Consider the following 24,688-nt stretch of genomic DNA (forward strand, 5'->3'; position numbering starts at 1 on the left):
CGCCACTTTAGAATGGTGAGTATGAGCAATTCATCCACGCCCGCCGCCAGTATGCCGCCAAGCGAACCAACTGGCAACGGTGAAAGCGATGAAGCTCGGGACGCCATTGTCCGTTCAGTAGAACAACAGCTGAGTGTTTTGTGGCGTCGAGGCAGGTCCATCTCGCACAGGCTCTCGCGTCAGGTTCATCCTGATATGGACCCCGCCGCTTATGGATTGTTGACCATCTTGCGCAAAGAGGGGCCCATGCGCCTCACTGAGCTCGCAGCCTATTTGGGTGTTGGAAAACCATCCGTCAGCAGGCAAATCACTTTCTTGGAGCGGATTGGCCTGGTGGTTAAGCGGGCGGACCCGCTCGACGGCAGGGCGCAGACCATCAGCCTCACCGAATCCGGTGAGGAGAAAATGCACCATGTACAAGACGCTCGGCGAGAAGTGTTTCGAGAGCGTTTGGGTGAGTGGCCCGTCGTCGAGCTCGAGGCGTTGGCTCAGCACATGGCCAAGCTCAACACCTTGTACGAGCGCGACGGCTTCAGCCGGGACGAATAAGTCCCGGAACTGTTAGCGGACGGACGTCACCAGGTTCTTATCCAGTTCCTCACGCAGTTCAGCGTTGAGGTCATGGCCGTAGCGGCGTGCGAATTCCTGAGGAACGGTGTCCGGGACAGCTACGCCTTCGGCCACCGCAACACGGTCACTCACTTCACGCAGCATCGTGGACAAGGGAACATCCAGTGCGGTGCAGATTGAGGACAACAATTCCGAGGATGCTTCCTTTTGGCCGCGTTCTACCTCACTCAAATACCCCAAGGACACGCGGGCACTGTGGGAGACTTCGCGGAGGGTACGGCCCTGACGTTGGCGGACATCCCGGAGAACATCACCGATCTCGTGACGTAGCACTACCATCTTGCGCTCCTTCTGCTCGCTTTTAGTCTGCTGAGCCAAACCCACATCCTTCCAGCGCACCACGCCGTTTACGGATACGGGCTGCTTTACCATCTGTATCGTCTTGCTCCTCTGACACATCGTCCGCTCGTTTGCGGTACGACTTCTTGGTTTCATCCTAGATCGCTTCGGTTCTTAGAAGCGACACAATGTAACAACTAACGGCGTGCAAGATTTGTTCCCAAAGACTCTACCCTCGGTTTCAGGCGTTATCTAGTGCCCCATCCAGCGCCTGAAAAAGACGCCGAAGCGCTGCCTCTGTGCTTTCCGCACGAATCTGGCCCCGGTCGCCGTCGAACATGTACTCGAATACTTCCGCGCTGGTTGCCGAGGCCACCGCTATAAAAACTGTCCCCACACTTTTGCCATCGTGTGGATCCGGCCCCGCAACGCCTGTAGTGCTGACCGCTAGATCTGCCCCGCACGCCTCACGGGCGCCAGCTGCCATAGCCAGCGCTACGTTCGGATCCACGGAGCCCGCGGTAGCCAGTAACTCTGAATCAACTCCGAGGATCTTCGCCTTGACGTCGTTGTGGTAGGCGACCACACCTCCGCGAAAGGCCGCTGATGCACCAGAAATATTGGCAAGGGTCGCTGCGACTTGGCCGGCCGTGAGGGATTCCGCCGTGGCGATGGTCAGATTTTGACGCACCGCAGAAAGAACGACGTCGGCGGCTAGTTGATCTACGGCGCTCAAACTCACGCTTCGCCGTCCTTCGTTTGAGGAGCAGGGCCGGCGGCTGCGGCTGCCTTTCCGGCAGCGCGTAAACGCATTGCTGCCACCACGTACTCCACACCAGTCCACACGGTGATCAGTACTGCCACCAGCATCACGATAAACGCCACAACACCGAGCCACGATGCGATCGAGCCCAAGGGCATGATGTACAAGAAAATGGCGATGGTTTGGACAACCGTTTTAAGCTTGCCACCGCGGGAAGCTGGGATAACACCGTAGCGGATCACAAAAAAGCGCAAGCCCGTAATGCCCCACTCCCGGACCAAAATAACGATCGTGACCCACCAGGGTAGTTCAGCCAGGATCGAGAGCACTACCAGCGCTGAGCCAATGAGCAGTTTGTCCGCAATGGGATCTGCGATTTTACCGAAGTCGGTCACAAGCCCACGACTTCGGGCAATATCGCCGTCCAACTTATCGGTGTAGATGGCCACCGCAAACGCCACAACAGCCGCCCAACGCCATCCGCCGTGCATGGGTGACCCGCCCGGCGCATCGGCAAGTAGGAACCACACAAAAAATGGCACCAGTGCAATGCGCAGCATGGTCAAAATATTCGGCAGGTTCCAGATCTTTGCGGGGGAAGTCTCGCTAGTGCTCACGTCTCAAGGCTACCTTTGCTTGTTGGGCTGGAACTGACCGATTAGCGGCCGGTGAGTGACCAAGCGTCTTCGCCGGACTCATCATCGTCGTCGGCGCCGTCGTAATATTGAACGCTTTGTGCGCGAGCTTCCAGATCCTGAGCCACAAGGTCCTCACCGTAGCCACCGGTTTGGTGGTTGGCGTTGGCGTTGTCTTGCAGCGCGGCGGTGGTTGCGTCAGGTGCCGCAGCAGCTGCCGGAGCATCATCTCCTCGCATCGCGGCCATCACAGCCGCCAGATCATCGGGCTTAACCAGCACGTCCCGGGCCTTGGAACCTTCAGAAGGACCAACCACTCCCCTAGACTCCAGCAGGTCCATCAGACGTCCGGCCTTGGCAAAACCAACACGGAGCTTGCGTTGCAGCATCGAGGTGGAACCAAACTGGGTGGTGACCACAAGCTCAGTGGCTTGGAGGAGCACGTCCAGATCGTCTCCGATGTCGTCGTCGATCTGTTTCTTTTGCGTCTCGACGGCAACGTCTTCACGGTAGCTAACCTTCAGCTGACCCTTAACGTGCTCAACCACCTGGTGGATTTCCGATTCCGTAACCCACGCGCCTTGAACACGCATAGCTTTGGACGCGCCCATAGGCAAGAACAGGGCATCACCTTGACCGATGAGTTTCTCAGCACCCGGCTGGTCCAAGACCACTCGGGAGTCTGTGACGGATGAGGTTGCGAAAGCCATACGGGAGGGAACGTTGGCTTTAATCAGACCCGTTACTACGTCCACCGACGGGCGCTGAGTAGCCAAAACTAGGTGAATACCTGCAGCACGCGCCAGCTGGGTGATACGAACAATCGAATCTTCAACGTCGCGCGGCGCAACCATCATCAAGTCCGCAAGCTCATCCACAATCACGAGCAAGTAAGGGTACGGGCGGATGACACGTTTGGAGTCCACCGGCGGGTGAACCTTCCCTGCGCGCACTGCCTTATTAAAGTCATCAATGTGTTTGAAGCCGTAGTTGGCGAGGTCGTCGTACCGGGCGTCCATTTCGCGCACAACCCACTGGAGTGCTTCGGCGGCCTTTTTGGGGTTGGTAATGATCGGCGTGATCAGGTGCGGAACACCTTCATAGGCTGTCAGTTCCACTCGCTTGGGGTCCACCATGACCATTCGGACTTCGTCCGGTGTGGCGCGCATCAGCAACGAGGTGATCATCGAATTCACAAAGGACGACTTACCTGCACCAGTAGCACCAGCCACCAGCAAGTGCGGCATCTTGGCAAGGTTGGCTACAACAAAACCACCCTCAACGTCTTTACCCACACCCATCACCATGGGGTGATCAGTTCGGCGCGCGTTGTGGCTTCGCAGCACGTCACCCAGGGACACCGTTTCACGGTCCGTGTTCGGAATCTCGATACCAATGGCTGATTTGCCGGGGATGGGGCTCAAGATACGAACATCACTTGAGGCAACGGCATAGGAGATGTTCTTGGACAGCGCCGTCACACGCTCCACCTTGGTGCCCGGGGCCAGCTCAATTTCGTAGCGAGTCACGGTTGGTCCACGGCTAAATCCGGTGACCTTGGCGTCTACGTTGAACTGCTCAAGAGTGTCCGTGAGAGCAGCCACAACAGCGTCGTTGGCTTCGGTGCGTTCCTTCGGGGCACTTCCCGGCACCAAAATTTCTGAGTCAGGCAGGGTGTACGTCACGTCCCCAGCCAAGGAAAGTTGCTCGGTGCGTTGCGGAATGGGAGTAGGTGGCACTGGTGCCACCGGTGTGGAGGGAACCACCGGTACTGCGCTAGGAACAATGGGAATTGCTGCAGTGGCGTCCGGGTCAACAGGTGCCGGTGCTGAACTGACCTTGCCCAACCCTTGGGCCGCTTTGATCTTCTCCACGGCGATCTCCGCCTGGGTAGGACGGCGAACACCGGGCGCAACCTGAGGCTCTTTCGCAGCTTCCGCTGCTTCAGCCTCCTCGATAACGGCACGCTCGAAGGCCTCATCACCCACGTAGCCATCCAAAGCTGGGTCAATGTCCTGGTCCCTGCCAAAGAGGCGCATCTTTTTGCGCGGAGCTTTGACCTTGGATCCGCGATTGCTGTGCTCTTCGAGGTAACTACGATCGTGTTCATCCGGGTTGGGCTCCTCCAAGTCCAAGCCCATCAGGTGCTCGTAGCCCTCACGGATACGGCGTGGAATGGCTCCAAAAGGAGTAGCCGTCACAATCAGCAACGAGGTAAATGCCAGCGCAATGAAGATCACATACGGCACAACGCTATGGATCGCGGCAAAGGGCGAGGCCGCCAAGAACCCGAGGATACCTCCGGCTTGGCGCAATCCTGCAAAGCCATCGGCAACAGATGGTTGGCCACCGATCATGTGGGCTATTCCGGTCCCCGAAACGGTCATGACCAAAAAACCGATGCCGATGCGGTTGTTCCCTCGGCCGTCCTGTGGCTTGCGGAACAACCGGAAAGCGCAGACTAGGAGTATCAAGGGCAACACAAGTGACATCCAGCCGAAGGTGCCCTCAACAATATTTCCAACTGCCTCGGCAAACCATCCGGTGAAGCCCCACCATGCAAAGGTGGCGATAAAAACAGCTAGCACGAGGTTGAAGAGGGCTGCACCATCGCGGCGTTCACTCGGTTCAATCCCGCTAACGTCATGCCCAATCCTGCGCACACCGGCACCAATGACGTGGCCAAGGCCCAGCCACGCGCCGGTTATGCCTCTGACCAGTGCATTTGATTGAGGTTCGACGACGGCCACTTGGCGCGTGCGAGCCGTGGGGGCACCGCTTTTAGCCCCGGCGCCGGAGCGGCTCCGAGCTGGGGTGGTGCTGGTTTTGCCGCGTGGATTTCCCTTTGGCGCGGAGGAAGTACGAGTCGCCATACTCGCCACGCTACCGGAAATGGCCCTGAAATCCGCGGATTTCAGGGCCATTGGGCGGCTGTGTTGCCACAGCTAAGCGGAGAGCTGAACTCCTCGCAGAGTAGTTTTATGCTTCGAGAACCACCGGGATGATCATCGGACGGCGGCGCAAACGGCGGTTTACCCAGGTGCCAATAACGCGGCGAACAACCTGCTGCAATTGGTGCGCAGTGTGATCGTTGTGCGCGAGTACTGCCTCCTGCAGAGCCTGGTTGATCTTGGGGATGATCTCGTCAAAGACCGAATCATCCTCTGCCACACCACGGGCGTGGATCTCCGGACCGGACAAGATTTGGCCGGTGGTCCGGTTGATGACCGTGATCACCGAAATGAAGCCTTCATCACCGAGGATGACACGATCTTTGAGGTCTGCATCAGTGATTTCGCCAACGCTGGATCCATCCACGTAGACAAACCCGACTTCAACCTGACCAACAATGTTGGCCTCGTGATCTCGAAGGTCTACAACGGTTCCGTTGTCGCCGAGGATCACGCTCTCGGCAGGAACACCAGACACTTCGGCGATCTTGCCGTTGGCAATCAGGTGGCGGGTTTCACCGTGGACCGGCATAGCGTTGAGCGGTTCAAGGATGTTGTAGCAGTAGAGGAGCTCTCCTGCGGCGGCGTGGCCGGAGACGTGAACCTTAGCGTTGCCCTTGTGAATAACGTCAGCACCAAGCTTGAGCAGGCTGTTGATAACACGGTAGACGGCGTTCTCGTTACCCGGGATCAGGCTTGAGGCCAGGATGACAGTGTCCCCCTCGCCAACGTTCACGCGGTGCTCACCGGATGCCATACGGGAGAGTGCGGCCATGGGCTCACCCTGTGAACCTGTAGACATCAGAACCACTTTGTGGTCTGGAAGGTTGTCCACGTTTTTGAGGTCCACCAAGATGCCCTTGGGTACGTTCAAGTAGCCCAGCTTGGCGGCGATCTGCATATTGCGGACCATGGAACGGCCCACAAAGGCTACCGAGCGGTTGTGCTTTGCAGCAGCGTCAAGGACTTGCTGCACACGGTGAATGTGTGAAGAGAACGATGCCACAATGATCCGCTTTTTGGCCTCGCCGAAGAGACGATCCAGGGTGGGGCCAATCTCGCGTTCGGCCGTGGTGAAACCAGGAACGTCAGCGTTGGTGGAGTCAGCCATAAACAGGTCAACGCCTTCTTCACCCAATCGGGCAAAGTGACGCAGATCGGTGATGCGGCCATCAAGAGGCAACTGGTCCATCTTGAAGTCGCCAGTGTGCAGCACTGTGCCACCCTCGGTGCGGATAAACACAGCGAGAGCATCCGGGATGGAGTGGTTAACCGCTACAAACTCACATTCAAAGGGACCGAACTGTTCAATCTGGCCTTCTTCAACGGTCAAGGTGTACGGCTTGATCCGGTGTTCTTGAAGCTTGGCCTCAATCAGGGCCAGGGTCAGCTGCGAGCCGATGAGCGGGATGTCTTTGCGAAGGCGCAAAAGGTACGGAACAGCGCCGATGTGGTCCTCGTGACCGTGAGTCAGAACAACACCCACTACGTCATCGAGGCGGTCTTCGATGTAGGAGAAGTCCGGCAGGATCAGGTCAACACCGGGCTGTGTCTCCTCGGGGAAGAGCACACCGCAGTCAACAATCAGGAGCTTGGAGTTGATCTCGAATACAGCCATGTTGCGGCCGATCTCGCCGAGACCACCCAGCGGCACAATTCGTAGAGTGCCGTTTTTGAGTTTGGGTGGGGTCGTCAGACTAGGCAGGGCAGTTTGAGTCATATTTGGCTACTTTCCAGGCAGTAGCTGGCCAGCTGCTGGACTATTCGCCCAACACCCAACCGGCACTTGCCAAGTCCTCGCGGATGATTGCTGTCTCAGTCTCGTCCGGCTCCACGAGGGGCAATCGAACAACCGAGTTGGGCAGGACTCCCTGCCACTTGAGAATCTGTTTGGCGGCTACAGCGCCCTGGACTCGCGTCATGGTGGCACGCACCACGGGTTCCAGTTCAAAATTTAGCGTACGGGCCGTGGCAAGGTCGTTCGCGTTGATCGCATCGATCAACTGACGGAACTTCGCGGTGGCTACGTGCGTGGTGACACCAATAAGGCCGACGGCGCCTAGGGCCATCCACTGCAGGGTCAGTCCGTCGTCGCCCGAGTAAAAGTCCAGATCCGTTTCTGCCATCACGCGGGTAGCAGCGGCAAAGTCAGCCTTGGCATCCTTGACGGCCACGATGTTCTGGTGCTTGGACAAGGCGATCATTGTTTCCGGAGCGATGGCAATGGAGGAACGGCCCGGGATGTCATAAACCATCACAGGAAGGTCAGTGGACGAGGCCACAGCCTCGAAGTGTGCTTTGACACCGGCTTGGCTGGGCTTGTTGTAGTAAGGGGTGACAATGAGCAGACCGTCCACACCGAGCTTTGCCGCTTCTTGGGACAAATGAACGGAGTGTGCAGTGTCATTGGTACCTGTACCGGCAATAATGGTGGCGCGAGAACCAACTGCTTCTTTAACAGCCCGGAACATACCCAGGTTTTCTTCATCCGTCAGAGTGGATGTCTCGCCTGTGGTTCCGGTAACCACCAGGGCGTCACAGCCGTCGTCGACAAGCTTGGTGGCGAGCTCTTGGGCTTGTTTGTAATCAACGGTTCCGTCCTCGGAAAACGGGGTGACCATTGCGGTCGCCAAGGTTCCAAAGGTGTGGGTGCGGAGATTAGATTCGGCCATGTAAAAAACGTTACCTTGAATCTGCTCAGATGCGGCAATGGGGCACACGTGATCCACGTCAAAGCATGCCCGAATGTGTCATATTACTGATGTTCGGCCCGATCTTCTCTGAGCCTGCCGAGGGTAGTGCTAGTTACGGAAGAGTTTGATGGCGTCACGCATCGCCGAACGGGCACGCTTACGGTCCCCTGCGGCGTCGTACGCGCACGAGAGCCGGAACCAAGAGCGCCAGTTGTCTGGATCTGCTTCAGCTTCTGCCTGATATTTGGCAAATTCGGCGTCTGCCGCTGCTCGCACAATTCGTCCACCGGGGGTACGCGGCAAGTTATCCACCGGCAGCCCACCCTCTGTTTCAAGGATGCGAGCCATTTGCTCGGTGCGGGCACCGAAGATTAGTTCACGAGCCAACGCCCAAACGCCAACAATGGGTAACAGTAGGTACGCAAGACCAATGGCTTTGGCGATCCAGCTAGGATCCAACAAAAACAGCACAGCCCGTTGGAAGGTCACCACCAGATAGAACGCGAGCAAGAGCGTGATGGCTCCTACCCAAATTTTGGTGCGGTTCCGTTTAAAAGTTTCCAGAATAGTACTCACGCCTCAGAGGCCCAGATCCAAGTAGCCATCTAGGCCCACGGTTAGACCGGGGTGAGCTGCGACTTCACGAAGCCCCAGCAGGACGCCTGGCATAAATGAGGCACGGTCAAAGGAATCGTGACGAATGGTCAGTTGTTCTCCGGCTGAACCTAAAAGAACCTCTTGGTGGGCCACGAGTCCGCGCAAGCGAACACTGTGGACCCGAATACCATCCACTTCGGCCCCACGTGCGCCGTCAGGGTCACTGGTTGTGGCATCGGGGCTCTTGGCCACCCCCGCCTCGGCACGCGCTGCAGCCACCAACTGAGCGGTGCGCACGGCTGTGCCAGAAGGTGCGTCTACCTTGTTGGGGTGATGTAGTTCAATCACTTCAACTGATTCGAAGTATTGCGCGGCTTTGGCTGCAAATGCTGAAGCCAACACCGATCCAAGAGCAAAGTTCGGGGCGATGAGCACACCGGTCTCTGGGTGTTCTGCCAGTAATTCACGCAGGGCATCGCAGCGCTTGGCGTCCCATCCCGTGGTGCCAACCACCGCGTGGAGCCCGTGCTCCACAGCGAAGCGAACGTTAGCTTCAGTGCTTTCCGGGACGGTAAGGTCCACCACGTGGGTGGCGCCGCTGGCCAGAATAGACTCCAGCGAATCGTTGCGCCCCAAGCTTGCAACTAAGTTCAGATCCGGTGCTGCTTCGATGGCCTTAACGGCCTCAGCACCCATTCGTCCTGAGGCACCAAGCAGGGCCACGGAAATCGTTTTGCTCATGGTTCCAAGCCTACCGTCGAGCTCAACTACTCCCCTACGCCTACCCACTCTTGGGTGCCGTCCGCAAAAAATTGTTGCTTCCAAATGGGCACTTCGGCCTTGATCCGATCAACCAATTCGGAGCACCAACGGAAGGCCTCGCCACGGTGCGCCGCCGAGACAGCACACGCCAGAGCAGTGTCACCAATCTCCAGATCGCCCACCCGGTGGGCGGCCCAAATGCGGACTCCATCTCCGGCTTCTGCAACCACTTCGGCCAGAACCTTGGCAAGCACGGCTTCGGCGCTGGGATGGGCGCTGTACGCCAGACGTGTGACGGCTTTGCCGCCGTCGTGGTTGCGGACCACACCCGAAAAACCAACCACTGCACCAGCCGTGGAATGCGCGACGGCGGCACTAGCCTGATCAACGGAAATGGGCTCTGCTGACAAAACAGCGTGTGCAACGTTAGTGCTCATGACTGCCGTCCACCTGCTCACACAAATGCGCTAAAACGGGGTCCAACAGACTGAGCCCATCCATTACTGCGTGCGGGGAGCCAGGCAGATTCACTACAAAACAGTTCCCCGCCATTCCGGCATAGCCGCGGCTCAACATAGCCATCGGTGTGTTCTCACGCCCAGCAGCTCGTAGCGCCTCCATAATGCCCGGGATCTGGCGGTCAATGAGAGGCAACGTTTGCTCCGGGGTTTGATCATCCGGGCTCAAGCCCGTGCCGCCACTGGTGATAATCACCGAGGGTTTAGTTAGCAAAAGTCCGCGAAGAGCAGCACCCACCGCCCCGCCGTCGGGCACTACAACTGGTGCGTGGATCTCAAAACCGTGCTCAACTAGCCAGTCAACAATCACCGGCCCGGTGAGATCCTGGTACTGACCGCTCGCAGCTCGAGTGGAGGCGATCACAACGCCAGCGCGCCTGATGGTGCTGTTCATAGTTTCCAATCCCCGCTTTTGCCGCCGCTTTTTGCCTGGACCAAAATGTCGGTGATCACTGCATGTTTATCCACGGCCTTGATCATGTCGTAAACGCTCAGCGCTGCAACACTAGCGGCCGTCAACGCTTCCATCTCAACACCTGTCACACCCAAGGTCTTGACGGTGGCCAAAACAGTCACCGAGGTTTCGCCGGTTTCAAAGTCCACAGTGACTTTGCTCAATGGCAGAGGATGGCACAGCGGAACCAGCTCGGGAGTCTTTTTCGCTGCCATAATGCCGGCGATCCGAGCCACGGACAACGCATCCCCCTTGGGAAGCCCGCCGCTGGTGAGCAGGCTCAACACTTCGACGGTAGTGTTCACCACTGCCTGCGCGGTGGCCTGGCGCGTTGTGGCGGCTTTGGCGCTCACATCAACCATGTGCGCGCTGCCGTCGGCACGCAGATGCGTCAACGACGGCTGCGTTGCTGGAGTTCGGGAGGAATCTGCTGGCTTCACAACATCCATACTTCCACGTCGGCGCCGGTCTTAAGCTCCTGAACATCCACCGGGACATGAACCACAGCATTGGATGCAGCGGCTGCGCTCAGCAGGTGTGAACCCGGCCCGCCCATAACTGCCACTGTGCCATCCGCGTGCAAGACGGCCCGCCGCAATTGGTGTTTTGCCCGGGGCGAGCTGAGCGGTTCGCGAAGTTTGGCGCGGACCACAGGTCGCGGCGCTGGCGAGCCAAAGAGTGAGGTCAGGGCCGGGCGAAGAAACATCTCGAAGGAAAGCAAAGAACTCACCGGGTTGCCGGGGAAAGCCAGCAACGGAACCCCTCGGTACGTGCCTAGGCCCTGCGGCCCGCCTGGCTGCATGGCCACGCTGACAAAGTCTACGACGGCGGAATCCCCCGCCATCGCTTGGCGAACCACTTCAAACGCACCCTTGCTGATCCCACCGCTTGTGACGATCAGCTCCACACCATCCAAGGCCTCATCCAAGTGGGCTCGCAGGGCATCGGGGTTATCCGCACTAGCGCGCAACTGGATAACTTTCACTCCAGCAGCCTCCATGGACGCGGCCAAGAGGGTTGAATTGGCGTCAAAGATTTGACCTGCATTGAGTTCGCCGCCGGGCTGGACAACTTCATCTCCCGTGGCCAAAAGCAGCGCTGTGGGCAGGGTTGTGACCTCAACCGTGGCAATACCTAAACCTGCGAGGAGCCCCAATTGGGCAGCGCCCAGAGCTGTTCCGGCGCGCAACGCCACATCCCCCGCCAAGATGTCACCACCGCGCTCGCGCACAAAAGCACCACGTGTAACAGGAGGCAGGCTTACCGTGAGGCCCTCATTAGTCCCGTTCAGGAAATCGAAGGTATTGGGGGCGGCCGCTTCCACGGGGATCACCGCATCAGCACCTGGTGGCATCATGGCACCAGTCATAATCGGTGCCGCGTAACCTGCCGGCAAATCTGACGCTGCCGTCCCTGCCGCAATGGTGGCAACTAGGGGCAAAGGGCCACCATCGGGGCCCAGATCCGCGGCCCGGATGGCGTACCCATCCATTTGTGAGTTATCAAAAGGTGGCAAGGACACTGGCGCGTGGACGTCGTTTGCCAGCGCACGTCCCAAAGCCTGAACCAGCGGCAACTGTTGAGTCCCCAGCTTGTTGGGAAGGGAACTCAAAAGCTCAAGCACGGCGGTGCTGTGCTCTAGGACTGTGCGCATGGACCGAGCCTCTCAAATATTCAGCACCATAATTTCGATTCCACTGTAGCCGGGGTGCCGGCAGCTCGAATGATCAAATTTGCTGGTGGTCTAACTTGTTGTGCTCTATTTTGCTGTGACGTTGACAGTATGGAGGCCAGTTGAACCGTCTGGTGCTACCGGCGTCTCAGCTTCAATCTGCCACTGCCCACTGACGTTTTTTGCCCTCGCTTGAACGTTATGTGCACCAACAGCCAAGGTTACGGTGGCTCTCCACTGAACCCAAGTGTTTTTGGAGATGCCGGTAGCAAGAACCGCATCGATCCATTCGCCGCCATCCACCCGGACTTGCACAGCAGATACGCCGTCTCCTTGAGCCCACGCCATCCCGCCTAGGACTAGTTCCCCGGCAGTAACAACAGCTCCCGGGCGTGGTGTGTCAATCCGCGAGGACATTTTGATGGGCCCGTGATCTGACCAACCACGTGTGGACCAATAGGCCACATCTTTGCCAAAGCTACTGACCTTGATCTCACTGATCCATTTGGTGGCTGAGACAAAGCCGTAAAGACCCGGCACAATAAGTCGGGCTGGAAACCCATGCTCCGCTGGCAATGGCTCCCCATTCATGCCCACCGCCAGGACAGCCGCGCGTCCATCCGTCATAGCTTCGAGCGGAGTACTGGCTGTAAAACCGTCAACACTCGTGGAAAAAATCATGTTTGCGCCCGGCTGCACTCCGGCCTGTGCCAACAAACTCTTAACGGGAACACCTAACCAGCGCGCATTGCCAATCAAGTCCCCACCCACCTCGTTGGAGACACACGCGATAGTGATGTACTGCTCGATCATCGGCATGGCCAAAATCTGGTCCAGGGTGAACTCCAATTGATGATCAACCATCCCGGTGATGCGCAATTTCCACCCATCAGGATTCACAAACGGCACTACCAAGGCAGTGTCTATCCGGTAGAAATTAGCGTTGTCAGTCACCAAAGGAGTTAACCCGGGGAGGTTAATATTTGCGCTCACCGCCGGTGCTTTCGCGGCTACTGCCGGCTTAGGGAGCCGGATGAGGTTTCTGGCAGATGTTGTTACAGCCCCAGCTGAACGGACAGTCCCCGCCGCAATAGCCGCCACAGCACCCGCTGCCGTTGCAAACGCGAGCGAACCAAGGAACTTCCGCCGTGCAGCAGTAGCTGCCGCGGGAGCTGGTGCTGCAGAAACGGCAGGAGCGGAGCCGTCACCCAGAGCCATTCCCGACCGTTGTGCCGCACGAGAAAAGTAGGTTAATAGCACTGCTGCAAGCACGGCGTCGAGCACTGGTAGCAGCAGGCTGGGCGCGCTACTTCCTGACCGTGAAGCAACACCCGCGATTCCAATGGCCCCAAAAACGGCCACAATGGCCACCCCCGCCCACCGGCGCGAGAACTCGGCCACCCCCGCGATAACTGCCATCCCCAGCAGCACAGCGCAAAGAACCATAATAAAAACAAGTTTGTCAGCGGTGCCAAAAAGCCCAACAGCCCAGTCTTTAACCCCAGGAGGAAAAGAATCGATCACTGCCCCACCTACGGCTGTGATCGGCGAGAGTGACGGCGAAAAAATCGCCGCCACGAGCTCTCCAACGGCAACACCCCCACCCACTGCTATCACTCCGGACACGGCGGCCCACCTTTTCAGCCGGGCGGTTGGGATCTTGTGCATAAAACAACACTATGCTCCGTCTAGCTGATGGGAGGATGTGAATCTGTGATGGCAGTTTCCGGTAGAACTCGTCACACCGGTCACCTTGGCAGCAAGTGGCGTAGCCTGAAGTGATGAACATACAGCGCACTGCGGGAGAGCTTTCCGCCGGTCTCATTGACCGCTTTGGCCGCAAGGCCACTGATATGCGCCTCTCGCTCACGGATAAATGCAATTTGCGCTGCACCTACTGCATGCCCGCGGAAGGCCTAGATTGGCTCAAACGCGAGGCCGTTCTCAGCGCGGATGAGATTGTGCGCCTTGTCCGGATCGGTGTGGAGATGCTGGGTGTGCGCGAATTGCGCCTCACCGGTGGGGAGCCGCTGGTGCGCGCTGACCTCGTGGAAATTATCACGCGTTTACGGAACGCTCACCCGGAGTTGCCGATCTCTCTGACTACCAATGCTGTGGGTTTGGACCGCAAAGCAGTAGCGCTCAAAGCCGCTGGCCTGAGCCGAATCAACGTCTCCTTAGATTCAATTCATGCCGAAACCTTTGCTGAACTCACCCGCAGGCCCGTTCTGGACCGGGTATTAGCGGGGATTGAGGCTGCCAGCGACGCAGGATTGGGCCCGATCAAAATCAATGCAGTGCTGATGCGCGGGATCAACGACGCTCAAGCCCCTGAGCTACTGCAGTGGTCACTGGAGCGTGGTTATGAACTTCGTTTTATTGAGCAGATGCCTCTGGATGCAGATCACGGCTGGACACGGACGGACATGATTACGGCCGCTGAAATCCGTGGCGGACTAGAACAAGACTTTGTTTTGAGCCCGGACCCAAGAGAGCGCGACGGCGCCCCCGCCGAACGGTATGAGGTACGGCATCGTCGAGGTGCTAGTGATACCACCGGTGGTGATCTTCTAGGGACCGTTGGGATTATTGCCTCGGTTACCGAACCGTTCTGCGCCGATTGTCGACGCACTCGGGTCACTGCCGAAGGGAAAATCATGAGCTGCCTGTTTTCCCGCGAGGAAACCGACCTGATGGCCCACTTGCGTTCTGGTGCCTCGGATGAGGACGTAGCTGCCGTGTGGCAAAACGCTATGTGGTCCAAACCCAAGGCTCACGGTATGGGTCACACGGGCCTTGGGGACACTGAATTTGTACAACCTGACCGCTCGATGAGCGCGATTGGTGGTTAGCACGTGCTGATTCGATACTTTGCCGCGGCCAGCGCTGCCGCCGGCACGGATGAAGAACGTCTGGAATTGCCTAGTGGCACCTCCTTGGAGGGCCTCTTGAAGGCGATCCTCGGCGTCGAACGTTCCGTTCAGGACCCAAACGCTCCGGCACTTTCTACGGTGCTTGCGCGCAGCAGTTTTTTGCTCAACGGCGTGGCAACGCGTCACCATCAGATAATGCTCGACGCCGATGACACGGTTGATGTTTTACCGCCCTTTGCGGGCGGCTAAGCGAAAGTAGGGCTACTCGGCTTAGAGGCCGAAGTCTTCAGTTTCCTCGAACGGTCCAACCACAGTGACAGTGCGCGGCGATTTAGCCAACCACTGCGCCAGCTCTTGCACCTGTTCAACGGTGACGGCCCGGATCTGGCTGAGGGTTTCTTCGATGTCTTGGAACTCACCGGAAACCAACTCGGCGCGCCCCAAACGGGACATACGTGATCCGGTATCTTCTAGGGCCAAAACAATACCGCCACTGAGCTGCCCCACAGCTTTGCGGAGTTCCTCGCCAGTAATGCCATGCTCGGCAAGCTTATCCAGCTCAACGCCCAGAAGCTCAATCACCTGGCGGACTTTTGCTGGGGAGCAACCCGCATACATTCCAAAGTAACCAGCGTCGGCGTAAGCGGACGCAAAGGAGTACGTCGAGTAAACCAAACCGCGCTTCTCGCGGATCTCTTGGAAAAGGCGTGAAGACATTCCGCCGCCCAGAACAGCGTTGAGCACACTCATCACGTAGCGGCGACTGTCAGTGGCCACAATTGAAGGGCAACCCATAATGATGTTGGCCTGCTCAACTTGGCGCTTGATAACGTGCATACCTTCGGTACCCGTCACAGTAGCGGGCTCAGTGGAGCGGCGGGCTACTGGCGCAGCCTGAGGATCAAGCTTCCAACCGGCTTGATGCAGTGCTTCCAAGACCTGTTGACACAGTTGATCATGGTCTAGGCCACCAGCAGCAGTAATAACTAGCTCTTCCGGCCGGTAGTAACGCTGGTAGTGCTCCCACACAGCCTCGCGGCCAACCGCTTTGATGGCCTCGGGCGTTCCGCCAATGGGGCGTCCTAGGGGGTGTGCACCGAGTACTGCTGCAACAAAATTTTCGTGAGCAACGTCGGTGGGATCGTCACTATCCATGGCGATCTCTTCAAGAATGACGTCGCGCTCTTGCTCAAGCTCTTCCGGATCCAAAACCGCGGAGGTGATCATGTCCGCAATAACATCAATGGCCATGGGCAGATCAGAATCCAAAACGCGAGCAAAGTAGCAGGTACTTTCCTTCGCGGTGGCTGCGTTTGATTCGCCACCAACCTCGTCAAAAGCCGAGGCAATTTCTAGCGCTGTGCGCTTTTTGGTGCCCTTGAACAGCAGGTGCTCAAGGAAATGGGTTGAGCCGTGTTGGCCCGCGGCTTCGTCCCGCGAGCCAACACCAACCCAAAATCCAATTGTCGCTGACCTCTGACCTGGCATGGCCTCAGTGAGGACACGCACTCCACCGGGGAGGACCGAGCGACGCACTTGTGCGCCACCGGCTTCTCCGTGGATCAGGCTGGAGTGGCCTTGAACGGCTGAGCCGTCAGTGCTTTCTCCGTGGTGGCCAGGGGTCAGCGGCAAATGAATGATTGTCATGTATTACGCGTCTTCGCCTTCTGCAGCGTCCTCGGAGTGAACGCGCTCGGTCTCAACCGCTGCGCCTTCTTCCTCAGCAACAACAGGAGAGAGCGAAAGCTTTCCGCGGTCATCGATCTTGGTGATTTCCACTTGGATCTTCTGACCAACGCCAACAACGTCATCCACGTTATCCACGCGCTTGCCACCGGCGAGCTTACGCAGTTCGGAGATGTGCAGCAGGCCGTCCTTGCCCGGGGTCAAGGAGATGAATGCACCGAAGGTGGTGGTCTTGACAACCGTACCGAGGTAACGCTCGCCAATTTCCGGAACCTGCGGGTTGGCGATCGCGTTGATAGCGGAGCGTGCAGCCTCTGCCGAAGGACCATTGGTGGCACCGATGTAAACGGTTCCGTCGTCCTCGATCGAGATGTCAGCGCCGGTATCTTCCTGGATCTGGTTGATCATCTTGCCCTTGGGGCCAATGACCTCGCCGATCTTGTCCACGGGGATCTTCACTGCGATAACACGAGGAGCGAACTCAGAGAGCTCGTCAGGGGTATCGATCGCTGCGTTGAGAACCTCGAGGATGTGCAAGCGGGCTTCACGAGCCTGCTTGAGTGCGGCGGCCAAAACCGAAGCGGGGATACCGTCCAGCTTGGTGTCCAACTGGATAGCCGTAACGAATTCAGAAGTACCGGCAACCTTGAAGTCCATGTCACCGAAGGCATCTTCGGCGCCGAGGATGTCAGTCAAAGCAGCGTAGCGAGTTTCGCCGTCGACCTGGTCAGAAACCAAGCCCATTGCGATACCGGCAACCGGTGCCTTGAGCGGAACGCCAGCGTTGAGCAAGGACAGCGTTGAGGCGCAGACCGAACCCATGGAGGTGGAACCGTTGGATCCGAGTGCCTCGGAGACCTGACGGATGGCGTACGGGAATTCTTCACGTGAAGGCAATACCGGCACAAGTGCACGCTCTGCCAAGGCACCGTGACCGATTTCGCGGCGCTTGGGGGAACCAACGCGGCCGGTTTCACCGGTGGAGTACGGCGGGAAGTTGTAGTTGTGCATGTAGCGCTTGGTCTTGACGGGAGACAGCGAGTCGATCTGCTGTTCCATCTTGAGCATGTTCAAGGTGGTGACGCCCATAATCTGGGTTTCGCCACGCTCGAAGATTGCCGAACCGTGTACGCGCGGCAGAACCTCAACCTCGGCGGTGAGCTGACGGATGTCCGTCAAGCCGCGGCCGTCAATACGGATCTGGTCCTTGAGGATGCGCTGGCGCACAACCTTCTTGGTGACCGAGCGGAATGCTGCGGAGAGTTCCTTCTCGCGACCTTCGAACTCAGCGGCTAGGCCAGAAATGACCTCGTCCTTGAGCGCGTCAGAGGCGTTGTCCCGCTCTTGCTTGTCAGCGATCTGGAAGACGCTGGCGAGCTTTTCGGCTGCAGCGGACTCAACAGCGGCAAAGACGTCATCTTCGTAGTCCAAGAAGACCGGGAATTCAACGGTGGGCTTGGCAGCGCGAGCAGCCAAGTCTGCCTGTGCTTCACACAGCGCCTTGATGAACGGCTTTGCAGCTTCGAGACCCTCAGAAACAACTTCTTCGGTAGGAGCAGTTGCGCCCTGTTCCTTGATGAGGTTCCAAGCATTGTCAGTAGCTTCGGCTTCAACCATCATGATGGCGATGTCATCACCGGCAACGCGGCCGGCAACAACCATGTTGAAGACCGAGTTCTCCAGCTGAGAGTGCTTGGGGAAAGCGACCCACTGTGAACCCTGCTCGTCAGCTACGAGTGCAACACGAACACCACCGATGGGACCCGAGAACGGCAAACCGGAGAGCTGGGTGGAGATCGAGGAAGCGTTGATAGCTACTACGTCGTAGAGCTCGTCCGGGTTGATGGCCAACACGGTAACAACGATCTGTACTTCGTTGCGCAGGCCCTTGACGAATGCCGGGCGCAACGGGCGGTCCATCAAACGGCAAGCCAAAATGGCTTCCGTGGACGGGCGACCTTCGCGGCGGAAGAAGCTGCCCGGGATACGGCCAGCAGCGTACATACGCTCCTCGACGTCCACGGTCAGCGGGAAGAAGTCGAACCCTTCGCGCGGGGACTTGCCTGCGGTGGTTGCGGAAAGCAGCGCGGTGTCATCGTCGATGTACACCATTGCTGCACCGGCTGCTTGCTTGGCAAGACGGCCTGTTTCAAAGCGAATAACGCGCTTGCCGAAGCGGCCATTGTCAATGACGGCTTCTGAGAACTGGATTTCGGGACCCTCCAAGAGAGTCACCTCCGTTTCTGCTTAGCGGAGCCACCATAATCAGCCCAGGATCAGAACGTTCTGCCTGTACAACACCCGGTCTTCGATCGAGATCCACGGGCCTATGTGCTGCCCAGCGGGCCAGCACTTCCCGGAGATCACTACCGAGGACCGCGAATGCGCGATTTCTGGTTGAAACTCCTATTGATTTTTTGAATTACTAGCTCGGAAAGCTATCCGTGCTGCGAAAGAAGGCGGTCTTTCCCCATGGGGAAAGAACCGCCCTCAGTCTAACTAGCGACGCAGGCCGAGGCGCTCAATGAGCGTACGGTAGCGCGTGATGTCAGTGTCGTGCAGGTAGCGCAGCATGCGCTTACGACGACCTACCAAGCCCATAAGGCCACGGCGGGTGTGGTGATCGTGCTTGTGCATCTTCAGGTGTTCCGTCAGGTCAGAGATGCGCTTGGACAGCACAGCAATCTGAACCTCGGGTGAGCCGGTGTCGGCTTCGCCCGTTGCGTATTCCTTCATGATCTGCTGCTTGATGGCGGCGTCAAGTGCCACAATAACTCCTAGAGTTGTGCCGTGAGGCCCGGATCAGTAGATCACTGCCGGGTTGCATTGCCACCGCCAAAGCGGCTTATAGCAAATGCAGGATCAGGCAACCACGGACTGCAGCCGGATCCACATGCCAGTTTACAGGGTGGGGCCCGAAGTTGTCGAAGTCAGCAAGTGCAGTCGGTCACGGATTTCCACCATTCCACGCAAGACTTCGGCAAAGGAAGTGCTCAACGGTGATAGTCCAATGCGCAGCGCATCCGGAGCACGGAAATCCGGAATCACATCGACTTCCCACAATCCACCCAGCATGCCCCTAAATTCTTGGTGGCTAATGGTGATGTGGCCACCACGCTGGGCTGGGTCACCGGGTGTGCCCACGGTAACTCCCAAGGGGGCAAGTAACTGCTCAGAACAGCGCAGCGCAAATTCGGTCAGCTCTATGGCTTTGGCGCGCACGGCTGGCATACCCACCTGAGCGAGGATCTCTAGGGTTCCACGGACGGCAAGCATGCCAAATACCGGTGGTGTGCCGCTCAGGAAGCTTCGAATGCCGTCGGCGGCTTGGTAGCCAGGGGCCATCTCAAAGGCATCACGGCGTCCCATCCAACCCCAGATTGGCTGTTTCAGCGTTGCCAAATGCCTCTGGTTGACGTACGCGAAGGCTGGCGACCCTGGACCACCATTGAGGTATTTGTACGTGCACCCAGCAGCGAAGTCCACCCCGCATTCGTCCAGGGCAAGCTCTAGTACGCCCACGGAATGGCATAGGTCCCACACCACTAGTGCCCCGGCGTCGTGCACGGCGGCGGTGATCGCAGCCATGTCAGCAATATATCCGGAACGGTAACTAACGTGGCTAAGAAGGACGACGGCGGTGCTGGCGCCGACGACCGCTTGCACCTGTTCAAGGCTCACTCCGCTCAGCGGATCAGCTTGAATCCACCGCAATGTCATACCGAGTTCCTCGGCAATTCCTTCCATCACATAGCGATCCGTGGGGAAATTATCGGTGTCTACAACCAACTCGGTTCTCGAGGGCGCTCCTCCAGCTCCATGGTTTTGTGTAGCCGCTACAGCTGCCCTGACTAGCTTGTACAAAATCACCGTGGTGGAATCGGCAATGACGGTTTGTCCCGGCGCTGCACCGAGCGCCACCGAGCCAAGCTGATCTCCAATGACTTGAGGCAATTCGAGCCATTGTTCGTCCCAGCCACGAATGAGCCTGCCGCCCCAAGAATGGTGGATAAAGGCGTTAATGTCCTCGGCCGTTCGGCGCAAGGGCCGGCCCAAGGAATTGCCGTCGAGGTAGCTCAACGGCGTCTCACTGCCAATGAACTCCTTGCGAACCTCGGCTAGCGGGTCAGCGGAATCCAACTCCTGTGCGGCTTGGTTGAGGCTTTGAAGTTCCTGGCGCACGGCTAGCGTCCAATCTCTGTGCGGACCGCAAAAAGCTCGGGGAAAAAGGTTAGTTCGAGGGCCTTTTGCAAAAAGCTGACGCCGCTGGATCCACCCGTACCGGTTTTGAGCCCGATGGTTCGTTGCACGGTACGCAAGTGCCGGAAACGCCACAGCTGGAAGTTATCTTCCAAGTCCACGAGTTCTTCACAAGCCTCGTAGGCGGCCCAATAGGTATTGGCGTCTTCATAAATCCTTTTGAAAACAGGGACAAGCTCGGCCGTGAACACATGGGCTTGGGTGACGTCGCGCTCCAGCAAAGCGGTAGGGATGCTGTGACCCTGGCGGTGGAGGTGCCCCAAAAACTCGTCATAGATGCTTGGCGAGTTTAGAAGGTCTTCAAGCATGGCGTATGAGTCCGGATCAGAAGCAAAGACTTCTAGCATTGCCCGGTTCTTGTTGCCCAAAATGAACTCAACAGCCCGGTACTGGGCTGACTGGAATCCCGAGGACTTCCCCAAGAAACCACGGAACTCCGAATACTCGGTGGGAGTGAGCGTGGCCAAGACGGACCACTGTTCAGTCAGGGTCTTTTGGATGTGCTTAACCCGGGCAATGCCCTTGAGCGCGCCGGCCAAGTGGTCCTGGCGCAGTTGTTCTTTGGCACTGCGTAATTCATGCAGAACCAATTTGAGCCATAACTCCGTGGTCTGGTGCTGGATGATAAACAGCATTTCATCATGGTGCTCCGGAGTGCTGACTGGTTGCTGTGCTGAGAGCAGCGTACCTAGTTGCAGGTAGGAGCCGTAGCTCATGGTGGAGCTGAAATCCTTGACGATTCCTTGGTCCAAATCGCGAGTATTTTTCTCGACACTCATCAGTTCTCCAAAACTGTTCGTGCCTGCTGGACATCCAGGCGCATTTGTTCCACGAGCGCTTCAGGGCCGCGGTAGGCCACCATGCCGCGCAACCGGGTGACGAATTCGAGGACAACTGCTTGTCCGTAGAGGTTAAAGTCCTCCACCGCTTCTGCGGGACGATCAATCACGTGAGCTTCCACCTGCCGGCTCACGCCTTCAAAGGTGGGGTTTGAACCCACCGATATGGCCGCCGGCCATTTTTTGCCGGTCTCGTCGGTGAGCCAGCCCGCGTAGATTCCGTCACCCGGAATGTAGCCGCTCGCATCAGTAGCAAGGTTTGCCGTGGGAAAACCGAGTTCACGCCCGCGGGCTGCCCCGTGCACCACCACTCCGCGCATTCGGTGCGGTCGTCCTAAGACGGATGAGGCAGTAGCCACATCTCCCTCTGAAAGTGCTTCGCGGACCCACGTTGAGGAGCAGCGGCGCCCCTCCCCATGCATGTCGTGACTCTCTGGGGAACCGAATTCTGTGGTGACAACAACGTCGAACCCGAATTCAGCTCCGAGCTCTTGCATGGTGCTCAGATCACCGGAGTTATTTTTGCCAAAGCGTACGTCTCGCCCAATCACCACATGGGAGACGTGCAAAGTATCAACGAGCACAGAGCGAACAAAATCACTGGGCGTTAAGGCCGCCAGTTCAAGGGTGTAGTGCATCACCAGTACGCCGTCGAGTCCGTTGTCAGCGAGTACTTCGAGCCGGTCTTCCAAACCCATAATGAGCTCGGGTGCACTTTCCGGCCGGTGCACTTGCGAAGGATGCGGGTCAAAAGTTACCGCTACAGCCTTGGCGTGCGCGTCCCGAGCAACCCCAACTAACTGGGCAAGGACTTGTTGATGGCCCTGATGGACGCCGTCAAAATTGCCTATGGTTACTACCGATGGCCCGTAGCCCTCGGGAACTTCCGCGAGATCGCTCCAGATCTGAACCATATATAGTGCCCTGCGCTCCTCGTGTGACAGCTCATCTATGTGCCAACGGTGTGACCCTTTGGCACAGACCGGTGCCGATCAGAGACCGACGGCGGACCTCACTAAGATTACCCGCTGTGGCTGGCAACCATGTGCGCAGCGCAGCGGAGGGACCGCGATTGACGGGTGCGGCAACCACACCTTTAAGCCGTTTGTCCGCGCCGAGTTACTTCCGCCACGACTTTGCCGGGGCTACGATGCAAGAGCAATGGCTGCCAGTACGGCAGCGTTCAGTTTTCGCCAATGCTGGCATCTGCTGGCCAAAGGAGTAGCTATGACTGCGCTTGAAGACATTCTGGGAAAGCTTCCCATCGATCAGATCGCCCAGATGCTGGGGACGGACTCCGCTAGTGCTCAGGCTGCCGTAGAGGCCGCCGTACCTACCTTGCTCGCTGGAATGCAGAACAATGCCCAGGATCCCTCTGCTGCAGCGAACCTGGAGTCAGCATTGACTCAGCACCAAAATGATCTTTCTGACGGTGAGATCGACGCTGCACAGGTGGACACCACAGACGGCGAAAAGATTGTGAGCCACGTTTTTGGGGGCCAGCAAGATCAGGTGGCTAGCCAACTAGCCGGCGCAGCCAACCTCGGCGGTGCGGGCGGAACATTGATCAGCAAGGTTCTTCCGATCCTGGCACCGATTGTGATGTCATGGCTGGCGTCTAAATACTTGGGCCAGAAACAGGGTCAAACCGGCTCTTCGCAGTTGAGGGTGTAGTCGAGGGTCGGCGGCTGGTTCGTGGATAGACGTCGAGGTCTTCCAGGATGGAAGTTCTCACACTGCCCATCTGCCGGAAGACCTCGACTTGCACCACCCTACGTTCGCGACCCCTGACCTCACCACGTTCTGCCGTCTCGATGAGCTCGGCCTCGAAGCCATCGGCCAGTTGATCGAGCCCGACCGGGCGGTACTCGAGTGCCGCGTCGTTGACGATGACCCGTGGTGTCGGAAGTGCGGCGCCGAGGGCGTGCCGCGCGACACCGTGACGCGTCCGCTCGCGCACGAGCCGTTCGGGCACCGGCCCACGACGCTGCTGGTGCGGGTGCGCCGCTACCGGTGCGGCCACTGCCGCCGCACCTGGCGGCAGGACACGACGAACGCGGCGGCGCCGCGGGCGAAGATCTCCCGCGGCGGGGTCGGGTGGGCGCTGAAGGCGATCGTGGTCGACCACCTCACCGTCTCCCGCGCCGCGGCAGGCCTGGGTGTGTCGTGGCACACCGCGAACACCGCGATCCTCGCCGAGGGCAAGCGGCGGCTGATCGACGATCCGGCCAGGTTCGACGGCGTCACCACGATCGGCGTCGACGAGCACGTCTGGCGTCACACCCGGTTCGGTGACAAGTACGTGACCGTGATCATCGACCTCACGCCCGCCCGCAACAAGACAGGTCCCGCACGGCTGCTGGACATGGTCGAGGGTCGGTCGAAGGCGGTGTTCAAGCAGTGGCTCGCCGCCCGGCCCAAGGAGTGGTCGAAGCAGATCGAAGTGGTCGCGATGGATGGGTTCAGTGGGTTCAAGACCGCCGCGTCCGAGGAACTCCCCGACGCGGTCCCGGTGATGGATCCGTTCCATGTCGTCCGGCTCGCCGGTGACGCCCTGGACCGGACCCGGCAGAGGGTTCAGCAGGACACTCTCGGGCACCGCGGTCACGCCGGGGACCCGCTCTACGGGGTCCGCCGCACCCTCCACACCGGCGTGAGCTTCCTCACCGAGAAGCAGACCGCACGGCTGGACGCGGTGTTCGCGGTCGAGGAGCACGTCGAGGTCGAAGCGACCTGGGGCATCTACCAGCGCATCGTCGCCGCCTACCGCGAACCCGACAAGAAGAAGGCGAAGGAGATGATGCGGTCGGTGATCGATTCCGTCAGCAGCGGCGTCCCCGCGATGCTGGCCGAGATTCGCCGGCTCGGTCGGACGTTGAAGCAGCGCGCCGCGGACGTCCTCGCGTTCTTCGACCTGCCCGGCACGAGCAACGGTCCGACAGAGGCGATCAACGGCCGACTCGAGCACCTCCGCGGCTCCGCGCTCGGCTTCCGCAACCTCGCGAACTACACAGCCAGGAGCCTGCTCGAGGCCGGAGGTTTCAGACCCTCGCTACACCCTTGATTCCGAAGAGCC

24 protein-coding genes are annotated in these 24,688 nt (G+C 58.5%); 5 read left to right on the top strand and 19 right to left on the bottom strand.

Annotated features, from left to right (window positions below; genetic code table 11):
* The first annotated feature begins 21 nt into the window (after positions 1 to 21).
* Positions 22 to 549 (top strand): MarR family winged helix-turn-helix transcriptional regulator, encoded by a 528-nt coding sequence (locus tag ACQQCD_RS12815; protein ID WP_430268733.1) that lies wholly within the window; start codon positions 22 to 24, stop codon positions 547 to 549.
* 12 nt (positions 550 to 561) lie between these two features.
* On the opposite strand, the gene ACQQCD_RS12820 is transcribed toward ACQQCD_RS12815, so the two are convergent.
* From ACQQCD_RS12820 to ACQQCD_RS12880, 13 genes are all read right to left on the bottom strand, one after another.
* A complete protein-coding gene (locus tag ACQQCD_RS12820) occupies positions 562 to 1,002 on the bottom strand; it encodes a helix-turn-helix domain-containing protein (protein ID WP_430268734.1) in 441 nt (146 codons plus the stop codon).
* A gap of 148 nt (positions 1,003 to 1,150) precedes the next feature.
* On the bottom strand, positions 1,151 to 1,651 hold the full coding sequence (locus ACQQCD_RS12825; RefSeq protein WP_430268735.1) for a CinA family protein: 501 nt from the start codon (positions 1,649 to 1,651) through the stop codon (positions 1,151 to 1,153).
* Positions 1,648 to 2,289: a CDP-diacylglycerol--glycerol-3-phosphate 3-phosphatidyltransferase gene (gene pgsA, locus ACQQCD_RS12830; protein WP_430268736.1), complete on the bottom strand. Its 642-nt coding sequence runs from the start codon at positions 2,287 to 2,289 to the stop codon at positions 1,648 to 1,650. Before pgsA ends, ACQQCD_RS12825 begins: the two co-directional genes overlap by 4 nt.
* A gap of 41 nt (positions 2,290 to 2,330) precedes the next feature.
* Complete coding sequence (locus ACQQCD_RS12835) at positions 2,331 to 5,180, bottom strand: DNA translocase FtsK (protein ID WP_430268737.1); 2,850 nt, start codon at positions 5,178 to 5,180, stop codon at positions 2,331 to 2,333.
* A 106-nt stretch (positions 5,181 to 5,286) separates the two neighbouring features.
* Positions 5,287 to 6,978 carry a ribonuclease J gene (locus ACQQCD_RS12840; protein ID WP_430268738.1) on the bottom strand — a complete coding sequence of 564 codons (1,692 nt, stop codon included), beginning with the start codon at positions 6,976 to 6,978 and terminating at the stop codon, positions 5,287 to 5,289.
* A 40-nt stretch (positions 6,979 to 7,018) separates the two neighbouring features.
* The gene (dapA, locus tag ACQQCD_RS12845; protein ID WP_430268739.1) at positions 7,019 to 7,930 is read right to left on the bottom strand and encodes a 4-hydroxy-tetrahydrodipicolinate synthase; all 912 of its coding nucleotides are present in this window, start codon (positions 7,928 to 7,930) and stop codon (positions 7,019 to 7,021) included.
* A gap of 129 nt (positions 7,931 to 8,059) precedes the next feature.
* Positions 8,060 to 8,527, bottom strand: coding sequence for a hypothetical protein (locus ACQQCD_RS12850; protein ID WP_430268740.1), 468 nt, complete (start codon positions 8,525 to 8,527; stop codon positions 8,060 to 8,062).
* A gap of 3 nt (positions 8,528 to 8,530) precedes the next feature.
* Positions 8,531 to 9,289 carry a 4-hydroxy-tetrahydrodipicolinate reductase gene (gene dapB / locus ACQQCD_RS12855; RefSeq protein WP_430268741.1) on the bottom strand — a complete coding sequence of 253 codons (759 nt, stop codon included), beginning with the start codon at positions 9,287 to 9,289 and terminating at the stop codon, positions 8,531 to 8,533.
* Between the two features lie 26 nt (positions 9,290 to 9,315).
* Positions 9,316 to 9,747 (bottom strand): molybdenum cofactor biosynthesis protein MoaE, encoded by a 432-nt coding sequence (locus ACQQCD_RS12860; RefSeq protein ID WP_430268742.1) that lies wholly within the window; start codon positions 9,745 to 9,747, stop codon positions 9,316 to 9,318.
* Positions 9,737 to 10,222, bottom strand: a complete 486-nt coding sequence (locus ACQQCD_RS12865; RefSeq protein ID WP_430268743.1) for a MogA/MoaB family molybdenum cofactor biosynthesis protein — start codon at positions 10,220 to 10,222, stop codon at positions 9,737 to 9,739. The genes ACQQCD_RS12860 and ACQQCD_RS12865 overlap by 11 nt, the downstream gene beginning before the upstream one ends.
* Positions 10,219 to 10,731, bottom strand: coding sequence for a cyclic pyranopterin monophosphate synthase MoaC (gene moaC, locus ACQQCD_RS12870; protein WP_430268744.1), 513 nt, complete (start codon positions 10,729 to 10,731; stop codon positions 10,219 to 10,221). Before moaC ends, ACQQCD_RS12865 begins: the two co-directional genes overlap by 4 nt.
* Positions 10,719 to 11,936 carry a molybdopterin molybdotransferase MoeA gene (locus ACQQCD_RS12875; RefSeq protein ID WP_430268745.1) on the bottom strand — a complete coding sequence of 406 codons (1,218 nt, stop codon included), beginning with the start codon at positions 11,934 to 11,936 and terminating at the stop codon, positions 10,719 to 10,721. The genes moaC and ACQQCD_RS12875 overlap by 13 nt, the downstream gene beginning before the upstream one ends.
* A gap of 105 nt (positions 11,937 to 12,041) precedes the next feature.
* Positions 12,042 to 13,622 carry a molybdopterin-dependent oxidoreductase gene (locus tag ACQQCD_RS12880; RefSeq protein ID WP_430268746.1) on the bottom strand — a complete coding sequence of 527 codons (1,581 nt, stop codon included), beginning with the start codon at positions 13,620 to 13,622 and terminating at the stop codon, positions 12,042 to 12,044.
* Between the two features lie 113 nt (positions 13,623 to 13,735).
* Here ACQQCD_RS12880 and moaA point away from each other — a divergent pair, with 113 nt between their 5' ends.
* Positions 13,736 to 14,806, top strand: a complete 1,071-nt coding sequence (gene moaA, locus ACQQCD_RS12885) for a GTP 3',8-cyclase MoaA (RefSeq protein ID WP_430268747.1) — start codon at positions 13,736 to 13,738, stop codon at positions 14,804 to 14,806.
* 3 nt (positions 14,807 to 14,809) lie between these two features.
* The gene (locus ACQQCD_RS12890) at positions 14,810 to 15,076 is read left to right on the top strand and encodes a MoaD/ThiS family protein (protein ID WP_430268748.1); all 267 of its coding nucleotides are present in this window, start codon (positions 14,810 to 14,812) and stop codon (positions 15,074 to 15,076) included.
* Between the two features lie 21 nt (positions 15,077 to 15,097).
* Here ACQQCD_RS12890 and ACQQCD_RS12895 read toward each other — a convergent pair whose 3' ends face one another.
* The 6 genes from ACQQCD_RS12895 to ACQQCD_RS12920 form a co-directional block, all read right to left on the bottom strand.
* Complete coding sequence (locus ACQQCD_RS12895; protein WP_430268749.1) at positions 15,098 to 16,474, bottom strand: M16 family metallopeptidase; 1,377 nt, start codon at positions 16,472 to 16,474, stop codon at positions 15,098 to 15,100.
* Positions 16,475 to 16,477: 3 nt separating this feature from the next.
* Positions 16,478 to 18,739 carry a polyribonucleotide nucleotidyltransferase gene (locus ACQQCD_RS12900; RefSeq protein ID WP_430268756.1) on the bottom strand — a complete coding sequence of 754 codons (2,262 nt, stop codon included), beginning with the start codon at positions 18,737 to 18,739 and terminating at the stop codon, positions 16,478 to 16,480.
* Between the two features lie 273 nt (positions 18,740 to 19,012).
* Positions 19,013 to 19,282, bottom strand: coding sequence for a 30S ribosomal protein S15 (gene rpsO / locus ACQQCD_RS12905; RefSeq protein WP_430268750.1), 270 nt, complete (start codon positions 19,280 to 19,282; stop codon positions 19,013 to 19,015).
* A gap of 132 nt (positions 19,283 to 19,414) precedes the next feature.
* The gene (locus ACQQCD_RS12910; protein WP_430268751.1) at positions 19,415 to 20,695 is read right to left on the bottom strand and encodes a kynureninase; all 1,281 of its coding nucleotides are present in this window, start codon (positions 20,693 to 20,695) and stop codon (positions 19,415 to 19,417) included.
* Between the two features lie 2 nt (positions 20,696 to 20,697).
* A complete protein-coding gene (kynA, locus tag ACQQCD_RS12915; RefSeq protein WP_430268752.1) occupies positions 20,698 to 21,552 on the bottom strand; it encodes a tryptophan 2,3-dioxygenase in 855 nt (284 codons plus the stop codon).
* Entirely contained in the window at positions 21,552 to 22,526 is a 975-nt protein-coding gene (locus ACQQCD_RS12920) for a bifunctional riboflavin kinase/FAD synthetase (protein WP_430268753.1), read from the bottom strand. Before ACQQCD_RS12920 ends, kynA begins: the two co-directional genes overlap by 1 nt.
* Before the next feature lie 313 nt (positions 22,527 to 22,839).
* Between ACQQCD_RS12920 and ACQQCD_RS12925 the strand changes: the two genes are divergently transcribed.
* Together ACQQCD_RS12925 and ACQQCD_RS12930 are read left to right on the top strand one after the other, a co-directional pair.
* The gene (locus ACQQCD_RS12925) at positions 22,840 to 23,286 is read left to right on the top strand and encodes a DUF937 domain-containing protein (protein ID WP_430268754.1); all 447 of its coding nucleotides are present in this window, start codon (positions 22,840 to 22,842) and stop codon (positions 23,284 to 23,286) included.
* A gap of 88 nt (positions 23,287 to 23,374) precedes the next feature.
* Positions 23,375 to 24,676 (top strand): ISL3 family transposase, encoded by a 1,302-nt coding sequence (locus tag ACQQCD_RS12930; protein ID WP_364275828.1) that lies wholly within the window; start codon positions 23,375 to 23,377, stop codon positions 24,674 to 24,676.
* The last annotated feature ends 12 nt before the right edge of the window (positions 24,677 to 24,688 follow it).

The sequence above is a fragment of the Pseudarthrobacter sp. J1763 genome (assembly GCF_050490295.1).
GTDB lineage: Bacteria > Actinomycetota > Actinomycetes > Actinomycetales > Micrococcaceae > JBNPEO01.

What these genes read in the sequence shown, in the direction of transcription:
- ACQQCD_RS12815 (WP_430268733.1), top strand. Translation starts at nt 22, where the DNA reads ATGAGCAATTCATCCACGCCCGCCGCCAGTATGCCGCCAAGCGAACCA.
- ACQQCD_RS12820 (WP_430268734.1), bottom strand. Translation starts at nt 1,002, where the DNA reads ATGGTAAAGCAGCCCGTATCCGTAAACGGCGTGGTGCGCTGGAAGGAT.
- ACQQCD_RS12835 (WP_430268737.1), bottom strand. Translation starts at nt 5,180, where the DNA reads ATGGCGACTCGTACTTCCTCCGCGCCAAAGGGAAATCCACGCGGCAAA.
- ACQQCD_RS12840 (WP_430268738.1), bottom strand. Translation starts at nt 6,978, where the DNA reads ATGACTCAAACTGCCCTGCCTAGTCTGACGACCCCACCCAAACTCAAA.
- dapA (WP_430268739.1), bottom strand. Translation starts at nt 7,930, where the DNA reads ATGGCCGAATCTAATCTCCGCACCCACACCTTTGGAACCTTGGCGACC.
- dapB (WP_430268741.1), bottom strand. Translation starts at nt 9,289, where the DNA reads ATGAGCAAAACGATTTCCGTGGCCCTGCTTGGTGCCTCAGGACGAATG.
- ACQQCD_RS12860 (WP_430268742.1), bottom strand. Translation starts at nt 9,747, where the DNA reads ATGAGCACTAACGTTGCACACGCTGTTTTGTCAGCAGAGCCCATTTCC.
- ACQQCD_RS12865 (WP_430268743.1), bottom strand. Translation starts at nt 10,222, where the DNA reads ATGAACAGCACCATCAGGCGCGCTGGCGTTGTGATCGCCTCCACTCGA.
- moaC (WP_430268744.1), bottom strand. Translation starts at nt 10,731, where the DNA reads ATGGATGTTGTGAAGCCAGCAGATTCCTCCCGAACTCCAGCAACGCAG.
- ACQQCD_RS12875 (WP_430268745.1), bottom strand. Translation starts at nt 11,936, where the DNA reads ATGCGCACAGTCCTAGAGCACAGCACCGCCGTGCTTGAGCTTTTGAGT.
- ACQQCD_RS12880 (WP_430268746.1), bottom strand. Translation starts at nt 13,622, where the DNA reads ATGCACAAGATCCCAACCGCCCGGCTGAAAAGGTGGGCCGCCGTGTCC.
- moaA (WP_430268747.1), top strand. Translation starts at nt 13,736, where the DNA reads ATGAACATACAGCGCACTGCGGGAGAGCTTTCCGCCGGTCTCATTGAC.
- ACQQCD_RS12895 (WP_430268749.1), bottom strand. Translation starts at nt 16,474, where the DNA reads ATGACAATCATTCATTTGCCGCTGACCCCTGGCCACCACGGAGAAAGC.
- kynA (WP_430268752.1), bottom strand. Translation starts at nt 21,552, where the DNA reads ATGAGTGTCGAGAAAAATACTCGCGATTTGGACCAAGGAATCGTCAAG.
- ACQQCD_RS12920 (WP_430268753.1), bottom strand. Translation starts at nt 22,526, where the DNA reads ATGGTTCAGATCTGGAGCGATCTCGCGGAAGTTCCCGAGGGCTACGGG.
- ACQQCD_RS12925 (WP_430268754.1), top strand. Translation starts at nt 22,840, where the DNA reads ATGACTGCGCTTGAAGACATTCTGGGAAAGCTTCCCATCGATCAGATC.